The 19,055-nt window shown below is 36.0% G+C and carries 17 protein-coding genes; 8 read left to right on the forward strand and 9 right to left on the reverse strand.

Annotated elements, in window-relative coordinates; translation table 11 throughout:
* The first annotated feature begins 155 nt into the window (after positions 1-155).
* Positions 156-1,859, forward strand: a complete 1,704-nt coding sequence (locus AC1M85_RS05140) for a M61 family metallopeptidase (RefSeq protein ID WP_488213676.1) — start codon at positions 156-158, stop codon at positions 1,857-1,859.
* Between the two features lie 51 nt (positions 1,860-1,910).
* Here AC1M85_RS05140 and AC1M85_RS05145 read toward each other — a convergent pair whose 3' ends face one another.
* From AC1M85_RS05145 to AC1M85_RS05155, 3 genes are all read right to left on the reverse strand, one after another.
* The gene (locus tag AC1M85_RS05145) at positions 1,911-2,534 is read right to left on the reverse strand and encodes a hypothetical protein (RefSeq protein ID WP_488213677.1); all 624 of its coding nucleotides are present in this window, start codon (positions 2,532-2,534) and stop codon (positions 1,911-1,913) included.
* Between the two features lie 191 nt (positions 2,535-2,725).
* Positions 2,726-3,121, reverse strand: a complete 396-nt coding sequence (gene uraH, locus AC1M85_RS05150; RefSeq protein WP_488213678.1) for a hydroxyisourate hydrolase — start codon at positions 3,119-3,121, stop codon at positions 2,726-2,728.
* A 128-nt stretch (positions 3,122-3,249) separates the two neighbouring features.
* A complete protein-coding gene (locus AC1M85_RS05155; protein WP_481613978.1) occupies positions 3,250-4,032 on the reverse strand; it encodes an rRNA large subunit pseudouridine synthase E in 783 nt (260 codons plus the stop codon).
* A 304-nt stretch (positions 4,033-4,336) separates the two neighbouring features.
* Here AC1M85_RS05155 and AC1M85_RS05160 point away from each other — a divergent pair, with 304 nt between their 5' ends.
* The 4 genes from AC1M85_RS05160 to AC1M85_RS05175 all read left to right on the forward strand — a co-directional run bounded on the left by AC1M85_RS05160 (position 4,337) and on the right by AC1M85_RS05175 (position 9,406).
* Entirely contained in the window at positions 4,337-4,888 is a 552-nt protein-coding gene (locus tag AC1M85_RS05160; RefSeq protein WP_488213679.1) for a M23 family metallopeptidase, read from the forward strand.
* A gap of 234 nt (positions 4,889-5,122) precedes the next feature.
* Entirely contained in the window at positions 5,123-5,314 is a 192-nt protein-coding gene (locus AC1M85_RS05165; RefSeq protein ID WP_035268717.1) for a hypothetical protein, read from the forward strand.
* Between the two features lie 402 nt (positions 5,315-5,716).
* The gene (locus tag AC1M85_RS05170) at positions 5,717-6,544 is read left to right on the forward strand and encodes a PhzF family phenazine biosynthesis protein (RefSeq protein ID WP_092767133.1); all 828 of its coding nucleotides are present in this window, start codon (positions 5,717-5,719) and stop codon (positions 6,542-6,544) included.
* Between the two features lie 72 nt (positions 6,545-6,616).
* Positions 6,617-9,406 (forward strand): M16 family metallopeptidase, encoded by a 2,790-nt coding sequence (locus AC1M85_RS05175; protein ID WP_488213680.1) that lies wholly within the window; start codon positions 6,617-6,619, stop codon positions 9,404-9,406.
* A gap of 53 nt (positions 9,407-9,459) precedes the next feature.
* On the opposite strand, the gene AC1M85_RS05180 is transcribed toward AC1M85_RS05175, so the two are convergent.
* On the reverse strand, positions 9,460-10,524 hold the full coding sequence (locus AC1M85_RS05180) for an amidohydrolase family protein (RefSeq protein ID WP_488213681.1): 1,065 nt from the start codon (positions 10,522-10,524) through the stop codon (positions 9,460-9,462).
* A gap of 141 nt (positions 10,525-10,665) precedes the next feature.
* The gene (locus AC1M85_RS05185; protein ID WP_092767127.1) at positions 10,666-11,055 is read right to left on the reverse strand and encodes a DUF3144 domain-containing protein; all 390 of its coding nucleotides are present in this window, start codon (positions 11,053-11,055) and stop codon (positions 10,666-10,668) included.
* A 113-nt stretch (positions 11,056-11,168) separates the two neighbouring features.
* Here AC1M85_RS05185 and AC1M85_RS05190 point away from each other — a divergent pair, with 113 nt between their 5' ends.
* Both AC1M85_RS05190 and AC1M85_RS05195 read left to right on the forward strand, forming a co-directional pair.
* Positions 11,169-11,801 carry a hypothetical protein gene (locus tag AC1M85_RS05190; protein WP_488213682.1) on the forward strand — a complete coding sequence of 211 codons (633 nt, stop codon included), beginning with the start codon at positions 11,169-11,171 and terminating at the stop codon, positions 11,799-11,801.
* A gap of 144 nt (positions 11,802-11,945) precedes the next feature.
* Complete coding sequence (locus AC1M85_RS05195) at positions 11,946-13,655, forward strand: ATP-binding cassette domain-containing protein (protein WP_488213683.1); 1,710 nt, start codon at positions 11,946-11,948, stop codon at positions 13,653-13,655.
* Between the two features lie 168 nt (positions 13,656-13,823).
* Here AC1M85_RS05195 and AC1M85_RS05200 read toward each other — a convergent pair whose 3' ends face one another.
* From AC1M85_RS05200 to AC1M85_RS05210, 3 genes are all read right to left on the reverse strand, one after another.
* Positions 13,824-14,513, reverse strand: a complete 690-nt coding sequence (locus tag AC1M85_RS05200) for an aspartate/glutamate racemase family protein (protein WP_488213684.1) — start codon at positions 14,511-14,513, stop codon at positions 13,824-13,826.
* Between the two features lie 383 nt (positions 14,514-14,896).
* The gene (locus AC1M85_RS05205) at positions 14,897-15,121 is read right to left on the reverse strand and encodes a hypothetical protein (RefSeq protein WP_180028591.1); all 225 of its coding nucleotides are present in this window, start codon (positions 15,119-15,121) and stop codon (positions 14,897-14,899) included.
* Positions 15,122-15,462: 341 nt separating this feature from the next.
* Positions 15,463-16,701, reverse strand: a complete 1,239-nt coding sequence (locus AC1M85_RS05210; protein ID WP_488213685.1) for an MFS transporter — start codon at positions 16,699-16,701, stop codon at positions 15,463-15,465.
* A 117-nt stretch (positions 16,702-16,818) separates the two neighbouring features.
* Between AC1M85_RS05210 and AC1M85_RS05215 the strand changes: the two genes are divergently transcribed.
* Positions 16,819-17,466, forward strand: a complete 648-nt coding sequence (locus tag AC1M85_RS05215) for a TetR/AcrR family transcriptional regulator (RefSeq protein ID WP_488213686.1) — start codon at positions 16,819-16,821, stop codon at positions 17,464-17,466.
* A 39-nt stretch (positions 17,467-17,505) separates the two neighbouring features.
* On the opposite strand, the gene AC1M85_RS05220 is transcribed toward AC1M85_RS05215, so the two are convergent.
* The gene (locus AC1M85_RS05220) at positions 17,506-18,972 is read right to left on the reverse strand and encodes a CYTH domain-containing protein (protein ID WP_488213687.1); all 1,467 of its coding nucleotides are present in this window, start codon (positions 18,970-18,972) and stop codon (positions 17,506-17,508) included.
* Positions 18,973-19,055 lie beyond the last annotated feature (83 nt).

Consider the following 19,055-nt stretch of genomic DNA (forward strand, 5'->3'; position numbering starts at 1 on the left):
CAATGGCATAGATCATCAAGCACACCGCATGCTATGCCTTTTTTTTCTGAAACTCTAGTCAGATTTGTAGACAATTAATACGAATCGCGCAACTCCAAGTAAAAAAATGCTAATCTAAATACAAGTTGGTTCTATAGTTTCTCAATTAAGACATTATGTTGCATTATCAGATCGAATTTGACGACTTTCGTCAGCATCTCATTCACGTTACTGTTCGTTTCGTTGCTCAACCAACTCAAGTATTGAGCTTGCCAACTTGGATTCCTGGAAGTTATCTCATTCGAGAGTTTTCTAAACATATTGAGTCTGTTCGTGCCTATGATGAAGATGGTCGAATACTCAAGATTCGTAAAAATGAAAAAAATAAGTGGCAGTTATTTAATACTGATTTTGAGCTGATTACGGTTGAGTACGACGTCTATGCATACGACCTCTCAGTACGTGGTGCTTATGTTGATGAAACACGCTTATATGTGAATCCTGCTTGTGCGTGTTTAGGTTTAGAAGGACAAGAAGATAAAGCGGTAGAAGTTGAGTTATTTTTGCCAGATGAATTGAAACATTTCCAACTCGCTACAGGATTGACATCTAAAAGTTTAGTGCGTGGTCGCTATACGCTTAAGGCAAAAAACTACGCTGAATTGATTGATTCACCATTTGAGCTTGCAGATCAAACTCGTTTTGCTTTTGAAGCAAATGGTATTCCACATGAGTTTGTGGTTTCTGGCAAACATGCGATGAATGTCGAACGTATGAAACAAGACATTGAGAAAATCTGTGCGACAGAAATATCGATGTTTGGTTCGGCACCTTTCGAAAACTACACATTTATGACCATCGCGACGGGTAATAGTTATGGTGGTTTAGAGCATCCGAACTCAACGAGTTTGATTTCTCCACGTGATGATCTACCTAAGTCCAATGAATCCGTTGAACCTTCCGCTGATTATCAGCGTTTCTTAGGGTTGTGTAGCCATGAATATTTTCATTCATGGTTGGTGAAATTTATTCGCCCTGAAAATTTTGTGAATTATGATTTAGACAAAGAAGGCTATACCTCTTTGTTATGGATTTTTGAAGGCTTTACGTCCTACTATGATGATTTAATTCTACTTCGTAGTGGTGTGATTTCTCAGGAATCTTACTTGAAGTTGTTAAAGGCGCAGATCGATCGTTATTTGCAAAATCCAGGTCGTTTTGTTCAAACTGTTGCAGAGTCAAGTTTTGATGCATGGGTCAAATTCTATCGTCAAGATGAAAACTCTAACAATGCTGGCACAAGTTACTATAACAAGGGTTGCTTAGTAGCGCTGTGTCTAGATTTAGGTTTACGTTTAAGAGGTTCAAGTCTTGATGCATTGATGCGTAAGCTGTATGAAAATGCGCAACAGGGTATACAGGTTCATGAACGTACCATCTATGAACTATGCCAAGAATTAACAGGTGATGATTGGTCTGAACAAATTAACCATTTGATTAATACCACGGATGAGTTACCGCTTGATCAATTGTTCCCTGAATTTGGCTTAGACTATGTTTTAAAGCATGATAAATCTTTACCATTTGGTTTAAAACTTGTAGATAAACCTGAAGGTGTATTAATTCAGTCTGCTCGTCGTGATGGCGCTGGTGTTAAAGCTGGGCTTTCTGCTCATGATATTATCATCGCAGTTGATGGTTTAAAGGCGACCACTAAACAACTCGACAAGTATGCAAAATTGGAAGGTACTTTTAATGTGCATGCTTTCCGTCGTGATGAATTAATGCAATTTGAAGTTCAATCGGGTGGTAGTGAACTCCCTGAAGTAGAACTTAATGTTTCCGATCAATCTAAAGTTGAGAAATGGCTTAAAGCTTAATTTGCTTAGATTAGAAAATTCATGAAAAACCCATGCTTAGCTATGGGTTTTTCATAACTCCAGTTCTCGTCTTAGATCTTCCAAACGCTTTTCAAATATTGTTTTGTCTTTTGAGTATTTTTCAAAAGCAATTTGAACCTTTTTTATAGATTCTTTTCTTCTGTTTACGTCGGTTTCTGTAGCGTAATTTTGACCATAATTTACCTCACTCGAATGAGCTTCTGAAACAAGTCTATGAGCAGAATCTATAGCAGTTTCAAAAGTTCTTAAAACTTCTTTAAAATTTTTATGCTTGTTCACATTTTTTTCTTGATTGAGCCACTGTTGAAGATTTATTAATTTGTCGTAGTAATACAGATTATTGAATTTATCTTCATAAATTTGCTCTTCTAAATTAAATGAGTTGTGTAATTCATAACCTTTAGCGCGGATGAGTGAGTTTTTTAATTGGTATAAGATGGTGTGATATTGATTTGAAATAATCTTGAGTTCTTCAAACTTGGATAAAGTTTCAATTGCTCTATGGAATTTATAGGCATCTTTCCATGATTCTAGGGACTTCAGTACGAAATATAGGCTGATCCAAGCTGTGATTATCCCAAGAAATTCAGCTAAAGATAAGATTTCAAGACAAATATAGTTATCACAATAGTGAGATAACTTGTTTTCATTCAATGCATAAAAGAAGTAGTAAAGAATTGATAAAATAAAAGCAGCGTAATAGCCTTTAGGAAAGCTTTTTTTATGTTCATAAGAAATCCTTATTCTTTTGAATAGGATAATTAAACTTTTAAAATTAATAAAGAAATAAAAAAGCTCACATAATGTGAGCTAAATTTGTGTCATAAATGATCAACAAAAAAACATTAGTTCCCTCGATAGGTTGAATAACCATATGAACTTAACAACAACGGAATATGGTAATGATCTAAACTACCATCAATCAAAAAAACCACTGGCACTTCTGGAAAAAAAGTACGCTTGTTGTTTGCTTTAAACCAGTCGCCAGTTTTAAAAGTTACTCTGTAAACACCTTTTTGAAGATCTGTTTCGGCTGGATATAGAGCCTTGATACGACCATTTTCATCCGTTTTAGCTTCGTTGAGCTTTATCCATTTTTCACCCTGCTGCGCTTCAAGGGTAACTGCAATATTAGAAGACGGAAGACCAGTTTCTTGATTAAGCACATGAACACTTAAAGGATTTGCCAAAGTGAATGTTGAGAATGCAAAACCTGAAAGAGCAAGCGTAAATTTTTTCATAAGTATCAACTCACAATAAGCAAATAATCGAAAAAGTGTACTTAAAATGAGAGATTATTTAAGTTAATTTATGTATAAAAAAAGGATGCAATCGCATCCTTTTTACTTTTTTATACAATAGCTTGAGCTTAGCGTGCGCGTCCACGTGGAGCTTTTGTATTTGGGCGAGTAGTACCATTGGTCTTACGACGTGGTTTCTCATGCTCTTCCATTTGCCAAATACGTTTAGTACCCGATTTTTTCTTAGTACCATCTTTATTGACTTTCTTATTAATCGGTTTGCCACCTGTACCGCCCGGTTTCTTCACATAAGAGCGTGAGCGGTATGGCTCTTCTGCAGGAACATTTTGAAAGTCAGGATAAAGTAATGGTTCAATTTCTCTAGTTTCGCCAGATTCAAGACCCATCTGTACTAAGTCTATTGATCCAATTTTAGTGCGAATAAGACGTAAAGTTGGGAAACCTACTGCTGCAGTCATACGTCGAACTTGGCGGTTACGACCTTCGCAAATCGAAATTTCAACCCAAGAAGTAGGTACAGAAGCACGGAAACGAACAGGAGGATCACGATCCCATAACCACTCAGGCTGTTCAACTTTTACAGCTTTTGCGGGTAGAGTCATACCGTCTTTAAGCTCTACACCTTTACGAAGCTGTTCTAAAGCCTCTTCAGTCACATCACCATCAACTTGAACCAAATAAGTTTTAAATTTCTTATTGGCAGGGTTGGTAATGAACTGATTTAAACCACCATGGTCGGTTAAAAACACTAGACCTTCAGAGTCCATGTCTAAACGTCCAGCAAGACGTAATGTCGGATCGTCAACGAAATCAGACATTGTCATATGCGCTTCGTCTTTACGAAACTGGGAGAGAACGCCATAAGGTTTATTGAGAATGACGATTTTCATATAAAAACTTCAATAATGTGCAAATAGTGAAAGGTCTGACTTATCAAGAATTTATGAACATCCTGAATTGATCTGAGGATTCGATCATTGAAGTCAAACAAAATAAATCGGGGAATTGGTGACTATTATGCGTGATTCAAAAAAGAAAGTATCGTATTGATCAAAAAAAATATGTAATTCTGACGATTTAATCGATATAAGCAGGCTTTTATTGGTTTCTGACAAGTGCTTTTAATTTAAACAATACAATGCAAACGTCGATCAGACGCTAAAATTTAACTCAATTTAAGATGTTAGGTTGTATATGAAAAAAAGGATTATTGGATTACTCATTGCAATCAGTTGGATGCTTACTGCTTGTCAGCCCCCAACTTCGGGCGAAACAGCAGGAATACAATATCCATATTTGTACTGGAAACTTCAACAGCAAGCGTTGACAGTGCCATTAGCGATACCTGTTGAAGGAGTCAAAGTAACTCAATTAGCAGATACTTGGGGCGCGGCACGTTCAAATGGTCGTACACATCAAGGAATTGATATTTTTGCCAAACGAGGTACGCCTGTATTGAGTGCTACACAAGGTATTGTAAGTCGTATCGGCACAAATAGTTTGGGAGGTAAAGTCGTCTGGGTGGTAGGACCTCAGTTAAGTCGCCATTACTATGCACATTTAGATGAATATGCAGCACACATCCAAGAAGGTGACTGGGTTGAAGTCGGTGAAGTATTAGGATATGTGGGAAATACTGGCAATGCGATCAATACACCTCCACATTTACATTATGGGATTTATTTAACGAGTGGTGCTACAAATCCATATCCATATTTAAAAACAGATTTAAAACCAGAGGAATAAGTCTCGTTAATACAAGTAAACAAATGAGAGAGCCTTGTAAGCCTCGTAACATATATCAATTTTAATCCTCTGAAATTTAAATAGCTTACACAATGGAAGTTACGATGCAGTATTTTGATACAGCTCTATGCTCGCAGTTTCGTGCAAAAGGGTTATGGTTATTTGTATTGGTCTAATTCAAGTGAAAAAGAATTCAAGATCAGTATCAAAATCTGATAATCATGGAGATATGAAATGAGTAATCAATACAATCAAGATCAAAATGAGCAACAGCAACAAAATCACCAGCAACGTCAACAAGGTCAACAGCCACATCAACAGCAACCCAATCAGCAGCAACAGCAACAAGATCAACAGCAGCAGAATCAGCAACAGTCCCGTCAACAATCACAACAGCAATCTGATTTAGATCAACAAAATCGTTAATCCATTAATCATGAATTGAATGGGAATTTAGGGATGAATGCCCATTCTTGTCAGTAAATTCAAGCATTAACAATTTAAAGTGAATGACACGAGGAAGATAAGATATGGCGAATAAGTCCAAGTTAAAAATTAAAGATTTAAAAGATCAAATTAAATCGAGACTTAAGAAAATTTCTAAGCATGAATCTAAGTTAAAAGATTTAAAGAGAGCGCTCAAAAAGCGTAAATAGCAAAAGACCCTCATGTGAGGGTTTTTTTATGGAAGATCATTAGAAATATACAGTTGATGAACGAATCTTTGTGAAGCAATAATTTATAGTCAAGATTGAAATTAATCTATGATTTGAAATGATAAAAGATTATTATTCTCAATTAGAAGTTTGGAAATATTAGGGTGTATTTATGAAAATGTATCAAGTTGATGCCTTTACTACAGCGTTGTTTAAGGGGAATCCTGCAGCTGTAGTTGTCAGTGAAGAATGGCTTGATACATCACTCATGCAAAATATTGCATTTGAAAATAATTTGGCTGAAACGGCTTTTGTTAAAATTATTGATGATGAAAATTATGAAATCCGTTGGTTTACACCTAAAGTTGAAGTCGATTTTTGTGGTCATGCCACTTTAGCGAGCAGTTATGTACTTTTTAATGAGTATACTCAAGCGAAAAAAATTAAATTTCATGTCAAAGATTTAGGAATTTTTACCATCACTCGACAAGATGATGGAAAAATTACAATGAATTTCCCTGTTCGAATCCCTCATTTAACTGAAGAGTTTCCTGAGTTATTAAAAGAAGTGGTTGATCGTCCAATCAAGGAAATTTATCTAAATCAACAAGCTTATATTTTAGTCTTGGAAAGTGAACAAGATGTGCTTGATGCCAAACCTAATTTTGCCAATATTAATGCAATTGCTGAAGCATATGAGGTTAGTACTTGTATTACAGCATCCGATCATCCCGATATTGCTATAACTGCAGCATCAGAACAATATGATTATGTGGCACGTTATTTTGCACCACATAAAGGCATCAATGAAGATCCTGTAACAGGTTCTATGCATACAGGATTAGCACCCTTGTGGGCTGAGAAATTGAATAAAACAGAACTTATTGCTTTTCAAAGCTCAGAACGAGGTGGCGTGTTGTATTGCCAACTTAAAGAGAATCAAAGAATTGAAATTTCTGGCTATGCCAAACTTTATATGAAAGCTGAAATTTACCTTTAAAGCATAAACCCTATTGATCATACCCTTGTCAGGCGTGTGATCAATTTTTTTATATCAATAATTGGAAGAACAATGCTAACTCGTTTTAAAAAACTTTCACTTACTTTAATGATCGTTGCGGTCAGTTCTAGCGGTTTAGCACAACCTGTTTTGGTCAAGACTGAACAAAATATTGAAGAATACAAACTAGAAAATGGTTTACGGGTAATTTTGGCACCGATACCTAAAGAAAATAAAATTTTTATGAATATGGTGTATTTAACTGGAGCTTTGAATGACCCACAAGGTAAAGGTGGTTTAGCACATTTACTTGAGCATCTCGCGTTTAAAGGCACAGAAAATGTAAAAGGAGATGAGTTTCAACGTCGTCTAGATCAGCATACGCTCATGAGTAATGCGATGACTGACTACTATTCTACCCAGTATATGAGTGTCATCCGTCCAGAAAAAAAAGCCATTGATGAAATGTTGTATCTGGAGGCAGAGCGAATGGATAAGCTCGTACTTCAGGAAAAATTTGTTCCGTCAGAAATCGCAATCGTAAAACGAGAGCGTGAGGTTCGAATGGATCAACCTTTTTCAGTATTGATGGATCAAATTTGGAAATCTGCTTACGGAAATCAGTATCTAGGTCGTCTACCGATTGGTGATTTAACTGAGCTTCAGTCAATCAACATGAAGGAACTGAATCAATTTTACCGACAATGGTATGCACCGAATAATGCAGTTCTAGTGATTGCAGGTAAATTTGATAAAGCGGATATTCTGAGAGCAGTGGATAAAAATTTTAATCAAATTCCTGCGCGTCAAATTCCTGAGTCAACCCAAGTTCCAATGCTTGATTCGACCAAGATTAAAGAGCGTCAATTTGTCGTGCAAAAGGGAAGTGATTTAGGTAAATACAATATTTATCTCAATGGCGCCCAGCAAAAAACACAGACCGCACTCGCTTTAGCACCTTATTTATTTACAATGCAACCTAGTGGTCATTTGTACAAAGATATTGTAGAAACAGGTACAGCCACACAGGTTCAATCGACGACATGGTTAACACCTGATTTTAATCTTGTTTTTATGGGGGCAGTATATGCTCCTAATCATGATGAGAAAAAAGTTGCCCAGTCTCTAGAAAAAGGAATTGAGAAAAAGCATCAATTTAATGAAACAGAATTAAATCGTGTCAAAAACATGATTAAAAATGGTCAAGAGAGCATGATGACCAATGCCTCTTCTGTGGGTGGTTTCATTAGTGATTATGTGGTTTCATCCAATGGGGATTGGACAAAATATTTTAAAGACCAAGCAGAGATACAAAGTTTAAATGTCGATCAGGTTAATCAGGCAATAAATCAATTCTTGGTTGCTGAGCATCGCATTTCGGGAGACATACAACCTACGCCTGAGGATCAAAAAAAGGCACTCGAGCTAGACGCTCATGAGCAAGAATCAAAAACTTTAGATCAAGTGACAACTCTAGAAGAGCCTTTAAAAGACCCAGCTGTGTATAAAGCTGAAGTGGCTGAGCACTTAAAAAACTCCAAACAGTATGTTGAAAAGTTAGAGAAAAAAATCAAGCGTGGTACTTTGAAAAATGGGATGCAGTATGCACTATTCCCAACGTCAACACGCGATGACAAAACTTACGCATCGATATCTTTAAATTTTGGGACAGCACAATCACTTAAAAACCAAGGTGAAGCACTAGGCTTTATGTCTTATTTGCTATTGAGAGCATCTGAGCAGTATAGCCTGCAAGATATTGCAGACAAATCAATCGAGGCGGGTGGTCGAGCATCTGCTTCAGCTGTTGATAATGGTATTGTGATTAACGTATCTGCGAAGAAAGAAAAATTTCCAGAATTCTTCAAGTTTATTGTCGACGTTATGAATAATCCGAAATTTGAGCAAAGTCAGTTTGACCTCATCAAATCGCAAACATTGTCGTCATTAAATCGACCATATACAGAGCCTGAAACTGTTGCAGGACTGACTATCGCTAGAATCGTAGAGCGATATGAACCAGGTGATTTGCGATATCATTTTGAACCTGAGCTAGCAAAGCAGCAAATTGAAACCATCACCAATGATCAAATTAAAGCTTTGTACCAAAAGTATTTTACAACTCAAAATGGTCAAATATCGGTGACTGGTGATTTTGATGACAAAGCCATTCTGAAATATTTGAACTCATCTTTAGGTCAGTCTAAGACAAAAGAACCATACCAACGTTTGCAGGGCAGTCATATAGATTATCCTGCTCAAAAAGTTCATGCGCTGGCTGAACAGCGTCAATTTGGTAATTATCAAGCGGTTATTGCCATTCCAGTTGGTAATAATCATCCTGATGCAGAAGCATTATATGTGTTGAGCCATATTCTAGGCGAGTCACAATTATCATCACGCCTTGCCATGGAGTTACGTGAAAAAAATGCGTTGGTTTACAGCTTTGGAAGTAGTTTGAGTTTGGATAATTTTATCAATGCTGGTGCTCTAGGTGTAAATGCTAATTATGCAGCAGGAAAATCAGCTCAAGTTTCTCAAGGTGTGCATAAAGTATTCACTGACTTATTAAAGAATGGTGTGACGGAGCAAGAGCTTGAAGCGGCTAAAGCCAATATTATGAAACAGCGTGTCACGAATTTAGAGGATGAGCGCCGTATTCATCGTGGATTGAACAGTCAGCTTGAGCAAAATAAAACACAGCTTTCAAGACTAGAGCGAGATCAGGCATTTGCAAAACTGACGAAGCAAGATATAGATGCAGTGATCAAAAAATATATTAAACCTGAGTTTTTGGTTGAAGTTATGGCAGATCAGTATGGTAAACCACAACCTGACATGATTTCAAAGCCTAAAACTTAGAACCACAATGTACGATTCAAAAAGGCTCATTCGATCGTGAATGAGCTTTTTTTTTAAAGCTTATAAAATTGCTGCGCATTTTTACAAAATATCTGTTCAACAACATCTGAATTATAGGTAGCGACAATGTCGCTAAAGGCATCAATGATATTTGTGAGTGATGTGCTCACTTTATCCATCGGGAAGTTGGACGCAAACATGACACGATAAGGCCCAAAACATTGTAAAGCATGAATAATCATAGGAGAGACCAATTCAATGATTTGTTGTTTAGATGCTAGTGTTCGTCGTGTATGAAATTGATGACCTAAAACAGGCATGAAGAGTCCAGACATTTTTGTATATACATTCGGACATTGAGCTAATTCTGCAAGATCTTCTTTCCAGTGGAAATAGATATTGTCTCGCGCAGTTTGGGTGATTCCTGTGTGTTTACCTACTGGGCCGAATAAACCTGCTGGTGTGCCCAAATGGTCTAAGACAATCGAAGTCTCAGGAAAACGTTTTGCCAAAGCAATAACATCTTTAAGCTGGCTAGAATAAACCCAAGCATCAAAGCTTAAATTGTACTGGGCTAAGGCTTCAAAACCTTTTAAAAATTTTCGATCAGTGTAGAGGTGGGGATCATCGTTCCATGCATGAATTCCAGCATCTTCATGATGTGCAGCCATTTTTCGAATACCACGAAAATGCGGAGATGCCTTTTTATGCATTTTAAGAATTTTTTTGAAATTACTTTCACGAGGATCAGCTGTTGCAACGATTCCAGCCAATTTGATGTTTTCTTGAGAAAAAGGAAGCTGCTGAATAAATTGCGTTTCTTCTACAACGCCAGTCCCTTTTTGATGATGCCAGCTGGCTTCGACATGTACAACACGGCTCACAGTATAGTGTCCAATGTCTTTGTGGTAATCCGCTGGTAAATAGGGTGCTGTGATGTAATCTGTAAGTCCTACTGTATCAATTAAATCTTTAGGTTTTACGAGACGAACGACTTTATCCAATATTTTTGGATGTTTTCCAAAAAGCTTAACAGCTAAAGCGGCAGCATGCGGCGTGTGATAAGGATCCCATTGATGGATATGAGCATCGACGATGGGAAAGTTGAGTTGATTCATCGCTATCCTTAGTTGAGTCATCAATAAGAATAACATACGAGAAATTGATCAATTTTTGAATTGCATTTTCGTTTGAATATTAGAGTTTAAGCATTAAAAAAGCCCCCTAAAGGAGGCCCAATGCACACAATGCAAATCTATTTAATGTTCGTGGTCATGTTTATTTGCATGAAACTCTTCATTACGACGGAAGCGAAGGTAGTTCTCAAACTGTTCGCAGTATTCGTCATAATTATCTTCAAGCATCATATGAAACTGTTGCATGATATAAGACATCACTTGTTCTTTAGCATCACGCATTTCATTGCCGTCTTTAAAGTTATTGGCAGCAACCCATGTATTAAAACGAGCAGTACCAAATAGCATCGCAGCACTGACTTGACCACGAGCATCGGCTGGTTTAACAGTAGAACCTTTTTCAACACGGCAAAATTCATTGGCTTGCTTAATAAATTCATCAGCACGTTCGAAGAAAATCGCATTCAATGCTTCTTCTTCAGTGACATCAGTCGCTTGAATCTTTTGAACCATGAATTGTTCCTAATAAATAACTTAATTCAAGCACTATTATAGGCAAAGGCTTGCATAAACTAAACCTTTCACTTAATCTAAAAATAGCCTAAGTAATTTTCATGAGCCTTTCTATGCAAGATGCTATCGCAGTTCAAAGTTTAAAAAGTGATATTGCGTTACTGAGACAGAATATTTGGCCACCTGTCGATCTTGTGAATGTCGAAGGTCTACCCATTTATTATGGTAGCAAAGAGCAAGTTGCTGCATATTACCAGCAGTGGACAGGTCTAATCGAAAGGGCACAAGATTTATTTCAACCTTTTATGGAAGACGAGGTTTTAGATGCCATTCATTTACCGAGTCATCTAAATTTACCGCTGTTTTATTTTCATGTAGACCGAATTCGCATTAACAAAACACGTGCAAAGGAATCAAAGACTTTTCGTGGTATTGCTAGTGTATTAGAGAAGTGTGGACAGTTTGAACCTGAACAAGTTTTGGCAATGAGTCGTTGGTTGGATCATGATGACACTGCTGCATTAGTTGCGCATCGCGAATTTATAGATTTAAGAACTTATGTATTTCAGCATGGGCAAAGTGAATATACGAGAACACGTTTTTATGTAAATGGTATTGTCTTAAGTGTTGAGCCTCATTTCGAATTGGTTGATGCTCGCGATAAACCACGTAAGCAACGAAATGACTCATATAGCGATCCATTGGCGGATAACAACACGTGGCGTATTTATGGAAAATATCGTTAGTTGAGCTGATTGAACTTAGTTTTTAGACATTAGAATCAATGATTAGCTACTTTATAAGTACAAAGCTTCTACGATCAATATCCAAACTTATTGATTAGTATTGTTTAAAATAGTCATCACGAAAAATAACTAATTTAAAGAATGATGACTGAAAAGATTAAACAATTTAAAAAGGCGTGGATGTTATTCCGTCAACATGATGAAAATGGATTAAGTGTATTCTTCGTTTTAGCCATACTTCAAATTTTAATTATTGGTACGAGTGTTGGTTTACCGTATTTGTTTAAGCTGCTGATTGACCAGACCAGTGAACCTGATCATTACTATTCGATTCAAGACTTTTTTCAAATTCATCTGCTCTATTTATTCGCCGTAGCTTATGCACTCGCTTGGTTTATTAATGAAGGGATGAAGAATGTAAATAATTTTGCCATGTCTATGATGATCAGAAATGTTGATGCATCCATGCTTAAAGCTGGTGTATTTAATTTTCTAGATTTGAAATTAAAAGATCAACGTCAACAAGATATCGGTGTATTTAATGCCAATTTAATTCGTGGCAGCGAAGCACTTGGTACAATTATTTTTACTATATTTTTTGTCATTGTACCTACGGTATTTAAAATCTTAGGTATGGTGTATGTGCTCGGAAATACGATCAATCTTGAATTTGGTGTGTATTTTTTCGTATTCTCAGCTTGTACAGTTGCTTTATCGCTCATCATTACCTTTAAGACACAAGATATCTTTACGATTATGTATGGTGCTCGAAATCAACTGAATCAATTTGTGATTGAAAAACTACAACAAAGTTATGATATCAAACTCAGTCATTCGAAATATTACGAATTTGAAGAGTTTAGCCGCAGAATTGATGACTATAAAATAAAGACTCAGGATACCTATAAAAAACTTCAGTATCTCATGATATATCAACTGTTATTTGTGTCATTTTTTCTTTTGGTATTCATGGTTTTATCAGTCTATATGTTTGAATATCAAAATTTTAGTTCAGGTGATTTTGTTTTAGTCAGTACCTATATTATAGGTTTAACCATTCCTTTAATGATGATGTCTCAAAACATCATTCATTTGAAAGGTCATATTGTGGCTATTGATCAGTACCTAGAATATTTTGAATTGGAACATGAGTCATTCAGTACGAATGATCTAACAGCTGAGGAACAGAAAGAAAGTGCGGTGGCGTATTCATTTCAAAATGTGACATTTGATCTAGGTCAGCAGACGATTGAAAATTTTAATTTAGATATCGTGTGTGGAAAAATATATTTAATTCAAGGTCGAACAGGTATTGGAAAATCAAGTTTTCTTAATTATTTGGTGGGAATAGAAAAGATCAAATCTGGGCGACTATTCTTCAGAAATTTAGAGATCACTTCAGTATTTTCAGAAAAGATATTTGATCAGATTGCTGTGGTCAGCCAAACTCCGATCGTTTATTCAAGCTCATTAAGACAAAATTTGATTCAAAATACTGAGATCAAATATTCTGATGAGGAGCTTAAACATTGGCTAAAAGAGTTCGATTTACTCCATTTGCTGGAAAAGAATCAAATTGAGTTAGACGATGATATACAAGAAATTTATAAAAACTTCTCTGGTGGTGAAAAACAACGATTAAACATCATTCGTGCATTATTAAAACAACCAGAGCTTCTGATCTTAGATGAACCTACAGCAGCCTTAGATGAGAAAACAAGTTCGAAAATTTTAAAAATTATTCAAGAGCGAGTTGAAACGGTCATTATGATTTCTCATGAACGTATGGCGACAGAAATCGCAGATGAAATTATTGATTTCAACATCATTCTAAATTCTATCGATGAGGATTAAATGATGATTGTTGTGGCATGAATATCAATCAAAAAAAGCGATTTTTAAAATATGTATTTATTTGATTAAATTTAGTCTTGAGCAACGATTCATGTACTTGATGATAGATTTTGATGTCAGTTAAATATTTTTTAGCATGAGCTGAATGATTTTTATGCTATGAAATATTTATGATAATACAAAATCTACAGCTGCTTGCGCATGAATAGAAGTTGTATCAAATAGAGGGACTGAGAATTTTAGATCTCCTATAAGCATACAAATCTCAGTGCATCCTAAAATGATTCCTTCAGCGCCAGAAGATATTAATTCTTCGACAATATGAATATATTTCTTTTGCGAAGCTTCGCTAATTATGCCTAAACATAATTCGTTGTAAATAATATCATGAACAATTTTTCTACTCGCTTTATTAGGTGTTATTACTTTAAGTCCTTTTTCCTCCAATCTGCTTTTATAAAAATCTTGTTCCATCGTAAATGCAGTACCAAGCAGCCCAATTTTTGTAATTTTCTGGCTCATGATTTCCATGGCTGTCGCATCTGCTATATGAATAAATGGTATGTTGGTTGATTCCTCAATATAAGTTGCTACTTTGTGCATTGTATTTGTACAAAGTACTATGCCATCTGCACCTGCTTTTTCTAATTGTATGGCTTGATCTCTTAAATAGATTCCTGCATCTTCCCATAATCCTTTGCGTTGTAATTCCTCAATTTCAGCGAAATCAACGCTAATAAGAATAACCTTAGCAGAGTGTAACTTGCCAAATTTCGTTTGAACCATCTTATTGATTTGTTGATAGTACAAATCAGTCGACTCCCAACTCATTCCACCTAATAAACCAATTGTCTTCAAGTTCGCACCTTTAAAAATTAAATATTTAATTTATCAATATAATGAAAATTATCGAGTATGAAATTGCTACTTTTTAAAATAATGACTTAATCAAAGTGAGAAAAGTTCAGCTTTTGATGTGTATTTTTAGGGATGAATGTATATAAGTTTAGCAGCAGAATTTACCAATCTTATGGTTGAGTAAGCTTCTCATCGGAAGAATTCACATTAACCCCGAACTTAGATGCCATAAATAGAGGAAAATTATTGTATTGCTGAACAATCCATGTATAGAGCATTCTAGTTCAAAATCTTGTAGGATATCAATCAAAAGGCTCATTCATGAGCCTTTTGATGAGTGATTTGAAAGATTAAAAAGTCTATTGTTCATAAGATTTTTAAAATTAAATCAACGTGTCTACAACACCTTTTAATACACCTAATCCTAGTGAATCAATTGTTCCATTAAGTGTTTCATTTACGCCAGTGCCAATTTTCACTAAAGGATCTTTTAATCCTACAAGAGAGCCGACAGTACCAAGCAAATTAGTCACTAAACCTGCACCAGATACTGCTTCAATTTCATCTAATGTAAGTTCTTTTAAAGTTGTTGGATTTGAATTATTCATTGTATTCACCATTCATGTTTGATTTTATTTTCAAGTAAATCGAATAACTAGCGTTAAACGATAGACTCATCATAATGAATGCATTTTGTATGCCAACTAATAAATAATGATAAATATATAATTTAGGTATAATTAATAATATGGAGGAGTGATTAACGGATTTTTCATGAAAAAATTCATCATTTTTGTGCAAATGTCACCGAATTGGTGCATTGATCGATTTGAATGATGGTTGAGAATTTAGCGCGTTAATTTCTTAAATTGATTTCACTCAACGAAATGAGTTTATATTTCATAGAATTATTTAAGAATTGAGCGTAAAAAATTACACTCAACTCAACTCAATTAATTGATGTACATTGATGAGCTTTAGGATTATTCAATCCTCGACTATGAGTGAATACAGCAATTACAGCTAAAGAGATAAAAATCAATACACTGTAAATTAAGGTACTGGTATTGAAGTGATCTACCATAAAACCACCAAATAAAGCGCCTGCTGCAATCATGATTTGGAACATACTGACAAAAAGAGGCATCCCTTTTTCAACCGCATGTGGCGCATGTAAAAACATCCAGATATTGGCTGTCGTAGGAAAGGCACCAAAAGCAAAACCCCATAATGCTGTAAGAATATATGCAGCAGTTAAGAATTTGGCATAAACAGGGAATGTAAGGAATACGATTGCTAAACACAATGCAACAGCAAAAAGCGTATAGCGGACATTGATATTGCTGCTATAACCGGAGAATGCATTGCCTACGAAGCCTGCTGCTCCATAAATAAGAAGTAAAGAACTGATGGTTGAACCATCAAATCCTGCTTCATTTTTATAGAAAGGCGCCAAGTAACTGTATGTTGAAAAATGCGCTAATCCGATAAATAAAACAATGATTAACCCTTTACGAGCTTTTGGATCTCGAAACAATGCGGGTAGATCACTATATTGAATAGCTGAAGTCGGCGGTAATTTCGGTAGGAATTTAATTTCAAAAAACAGAATAATGGCACCAATCACCGAGGTGATCATAAAGGCATTACGCCAACCGTAAATTTCACTTAGCCATGTTCCAACCGGAACACCCAGCACAGTTGCCAGAGTCACGCCAGCCATGACGATAGCTGTTGCTTTGGCGATGGGTAGGTGAGGAGGTGCAACACGACCACTTAAGGCGATTGCAGTTGCCCAGAATCCGCCTATCGCGATACCCAAGAAAAAGCGACTCAATAGAATCCAAGTGAAACTTTCTGAATAGCTCGTAATGAAATTTGCAATGACCATGACCGCTGTGAGTGCGATTAATAAATAGCGTCGATCAAGTTGCTTCACCCAGACCGAGATAAGCGGTGCTGCGAAAGCACCCATCACGCCTGGAAGGGTAATGAACAGGCCAGCAGTACCGACTGAAATGTTGAGATCTAGTGCGATTGCATTGAGCACACCAATAGGGAGAAACTCACTGGTCACTAATATAAAAGCGGTGATAGAAAGTGTAATAACAGCAAACCAATTTCCTTGATTTTTTGTAGGAGATGGAGAATTAACAGCGGTTTCAGTCAGATGAGATTCAGATTTCATTGACCAACGCTCCTTGAAAATAATTTCATAATGATTGTTATAAAAATAAAATATTTGAATTTAAGATCTGGGTCAATTAATTTATTAATGATCATTATAAAATTAATTGGGTTGAATATGCAGGAAAGTTCAAAGCCAATAAATCAAATGGATAGTACCAAATCAATATCTAAGGGGCGTGGACGTCCTAAGTGTTTTAATGAAGAACAAGCACTTGAAAAAGCCATGACACTATTTTGGAAATACGGTTATGAAGCCACTTCAATGAGTGACTTAACATTCGCCATGGGAATCACTGCACCTAGTCTTTATAGTACGTATGGTGATAAATCTGAGCTCTTTAATCGTTGCATTGACTATTATCTCAAGCATGAATCATGCTCGATGGAAATGATTTTTAAACATGCACATTCCATAAAATTAGCAATGGAACTTTATTTGATTGAAAATCTAAAACGACTGGTGCAGAAAGACAAACCAAAAGGATGTATGTTGGTCGTGTCGACAATGAACTGTTCGATTCAAAATCAACAAATACAACAATCAATTTCGGAAAAAAGACAGCTATCTAAATCGAATTTACTAGAAAAATTATTAGCTGCCCAAGCCTCAGGTGTAATTAGTGCACAAACTAATATTCAGGCAATGACAGATTATTATATGACGATTTTGCAAGGACTAAGCTTACAAGCACGTGATGGTGCAACTTTTGAACAATTGGAAAGCGTTGTACACATGGCGATGCAAACTTGGGATCATTTTTAAGTCAGAACTTCTCACTGACGAAAAGTTCTGACTTGAATTTTATGACTTGATAAATTTTCGACTGACTAGGAATTGTTCAGTCGCTTCCAAAAGTTTTTCAGCGTAAATTTCTTGCTTTGCCGTCAACCAACCTAAGGCGAACCAGTCACTGGCTTCTAATTCTATTTGCTGTAAGTAGGATGATGAGGAGGACAATACTTGATATTGTTCAGCTGCATAATGTGCATCATTAAGCGCCTTGCCGTATTTTTGTAAATTCTTCACATCAAAAATTTGTGTTAAGACTGGGAAACTGAATTTTAATTCACTTAAATGTATTGCCAATTGGTCAAGACTTTCAAAGTTAGAAGGATCAGCTTCATTCAGACATTCCTGTAAAACTTTATACTGCTGTTGAAGCGTATTTTGAGCATAGGTTTTGAGGTCTTGGGTTTGCACCTTCTTGGAATTGCCTAAACTAAAACTCAAAAGTTCAAGATAGTGTTGAACGTTTTGGGTAGATTTGACTAAGTTATTTAATTTTTCTCGGGCGTAGAGCACATCTTTACTTAGCATTTCAGCAGTTTTAGGGTTTTGAAGAATAGCGCCTAAGGTATGTTGCATATGCTCATAATGTTTTAGGTTTTCAAAATGACTTTTAAATGCAGATAACTGATGTGCCCATTTATCTGTGCCCTTTGATGTCCAGTCTTTAAAAATAGATAGACTTAAAAACAAATAGTTCAAAGCAATATGTGCTTGTTCGATGTGTTCCTGTTCAGCCACTTCCGCAGAAATCGCAGCAATATTCGGCAGTAAATGTTGCATATGATGACCGATCATCATCCGAATCGTTTTTTCTGCGCTTTCTTTTTTTGCAACGATCCATTCTTTTTCAGTTCGCGCTGGGCTTACAACTAAATTTGAAACCAATAAATTACCAAACTCAGCCTTACTTCGAACGTCTAGCCAAAGTTGATATTTTTTGACCCACTCAAAACTAAACGCTAGTAATGTTTCAACTTTTCCTTGTTTGAGTTCAAACTCTACTTCATGAATCTCATGTTCTCGATCACCTGATCGTACAACGCCAATATCTAGACTCACTTCAATCTCAGCATCTTCAAAGCTAATCACTCGAACTGTACGTTGAATGTCTGTTTCAAACTGCAAGACTAATTGGTCAAAATCACCTTTCAATGCGTCATTTAAGACCTCATAAGCTTCGGAATCATCCGAATAAATAGATAGATCTAAATTCGGTGCAGCCTCAAGATTACCTAAATCATGATTATGTTCGAAACGGTGTAAATGACTTTTACTTTTCGTCGCTTTTAAGGTTTGAACCCAATTGGTATTTTCAAGACGTTGTCGAATGGCTATCCCATGCTGAGAGAGTAGGCGATCAGGAGTGTCATAGTACTTTGCTTGCATTTGAATGAGTTCAGACTTTTTGGGATCGATTGCTTTTAAAATCGCATTCCGTCGAGCTTCTGGGATCTGAAACTTTAATTCAATTTCAAGCATGTGATTTTCCTAATTGATCAATCATTTTCATAGAAGTAAGACATTTGATTGCCTTTTAATTTAAAGGGGATTGTAACTGATTC

The sequence above is a fragment of the Acinetobacter sp. 24-47-64 genome (assembly GCF_057737055.1).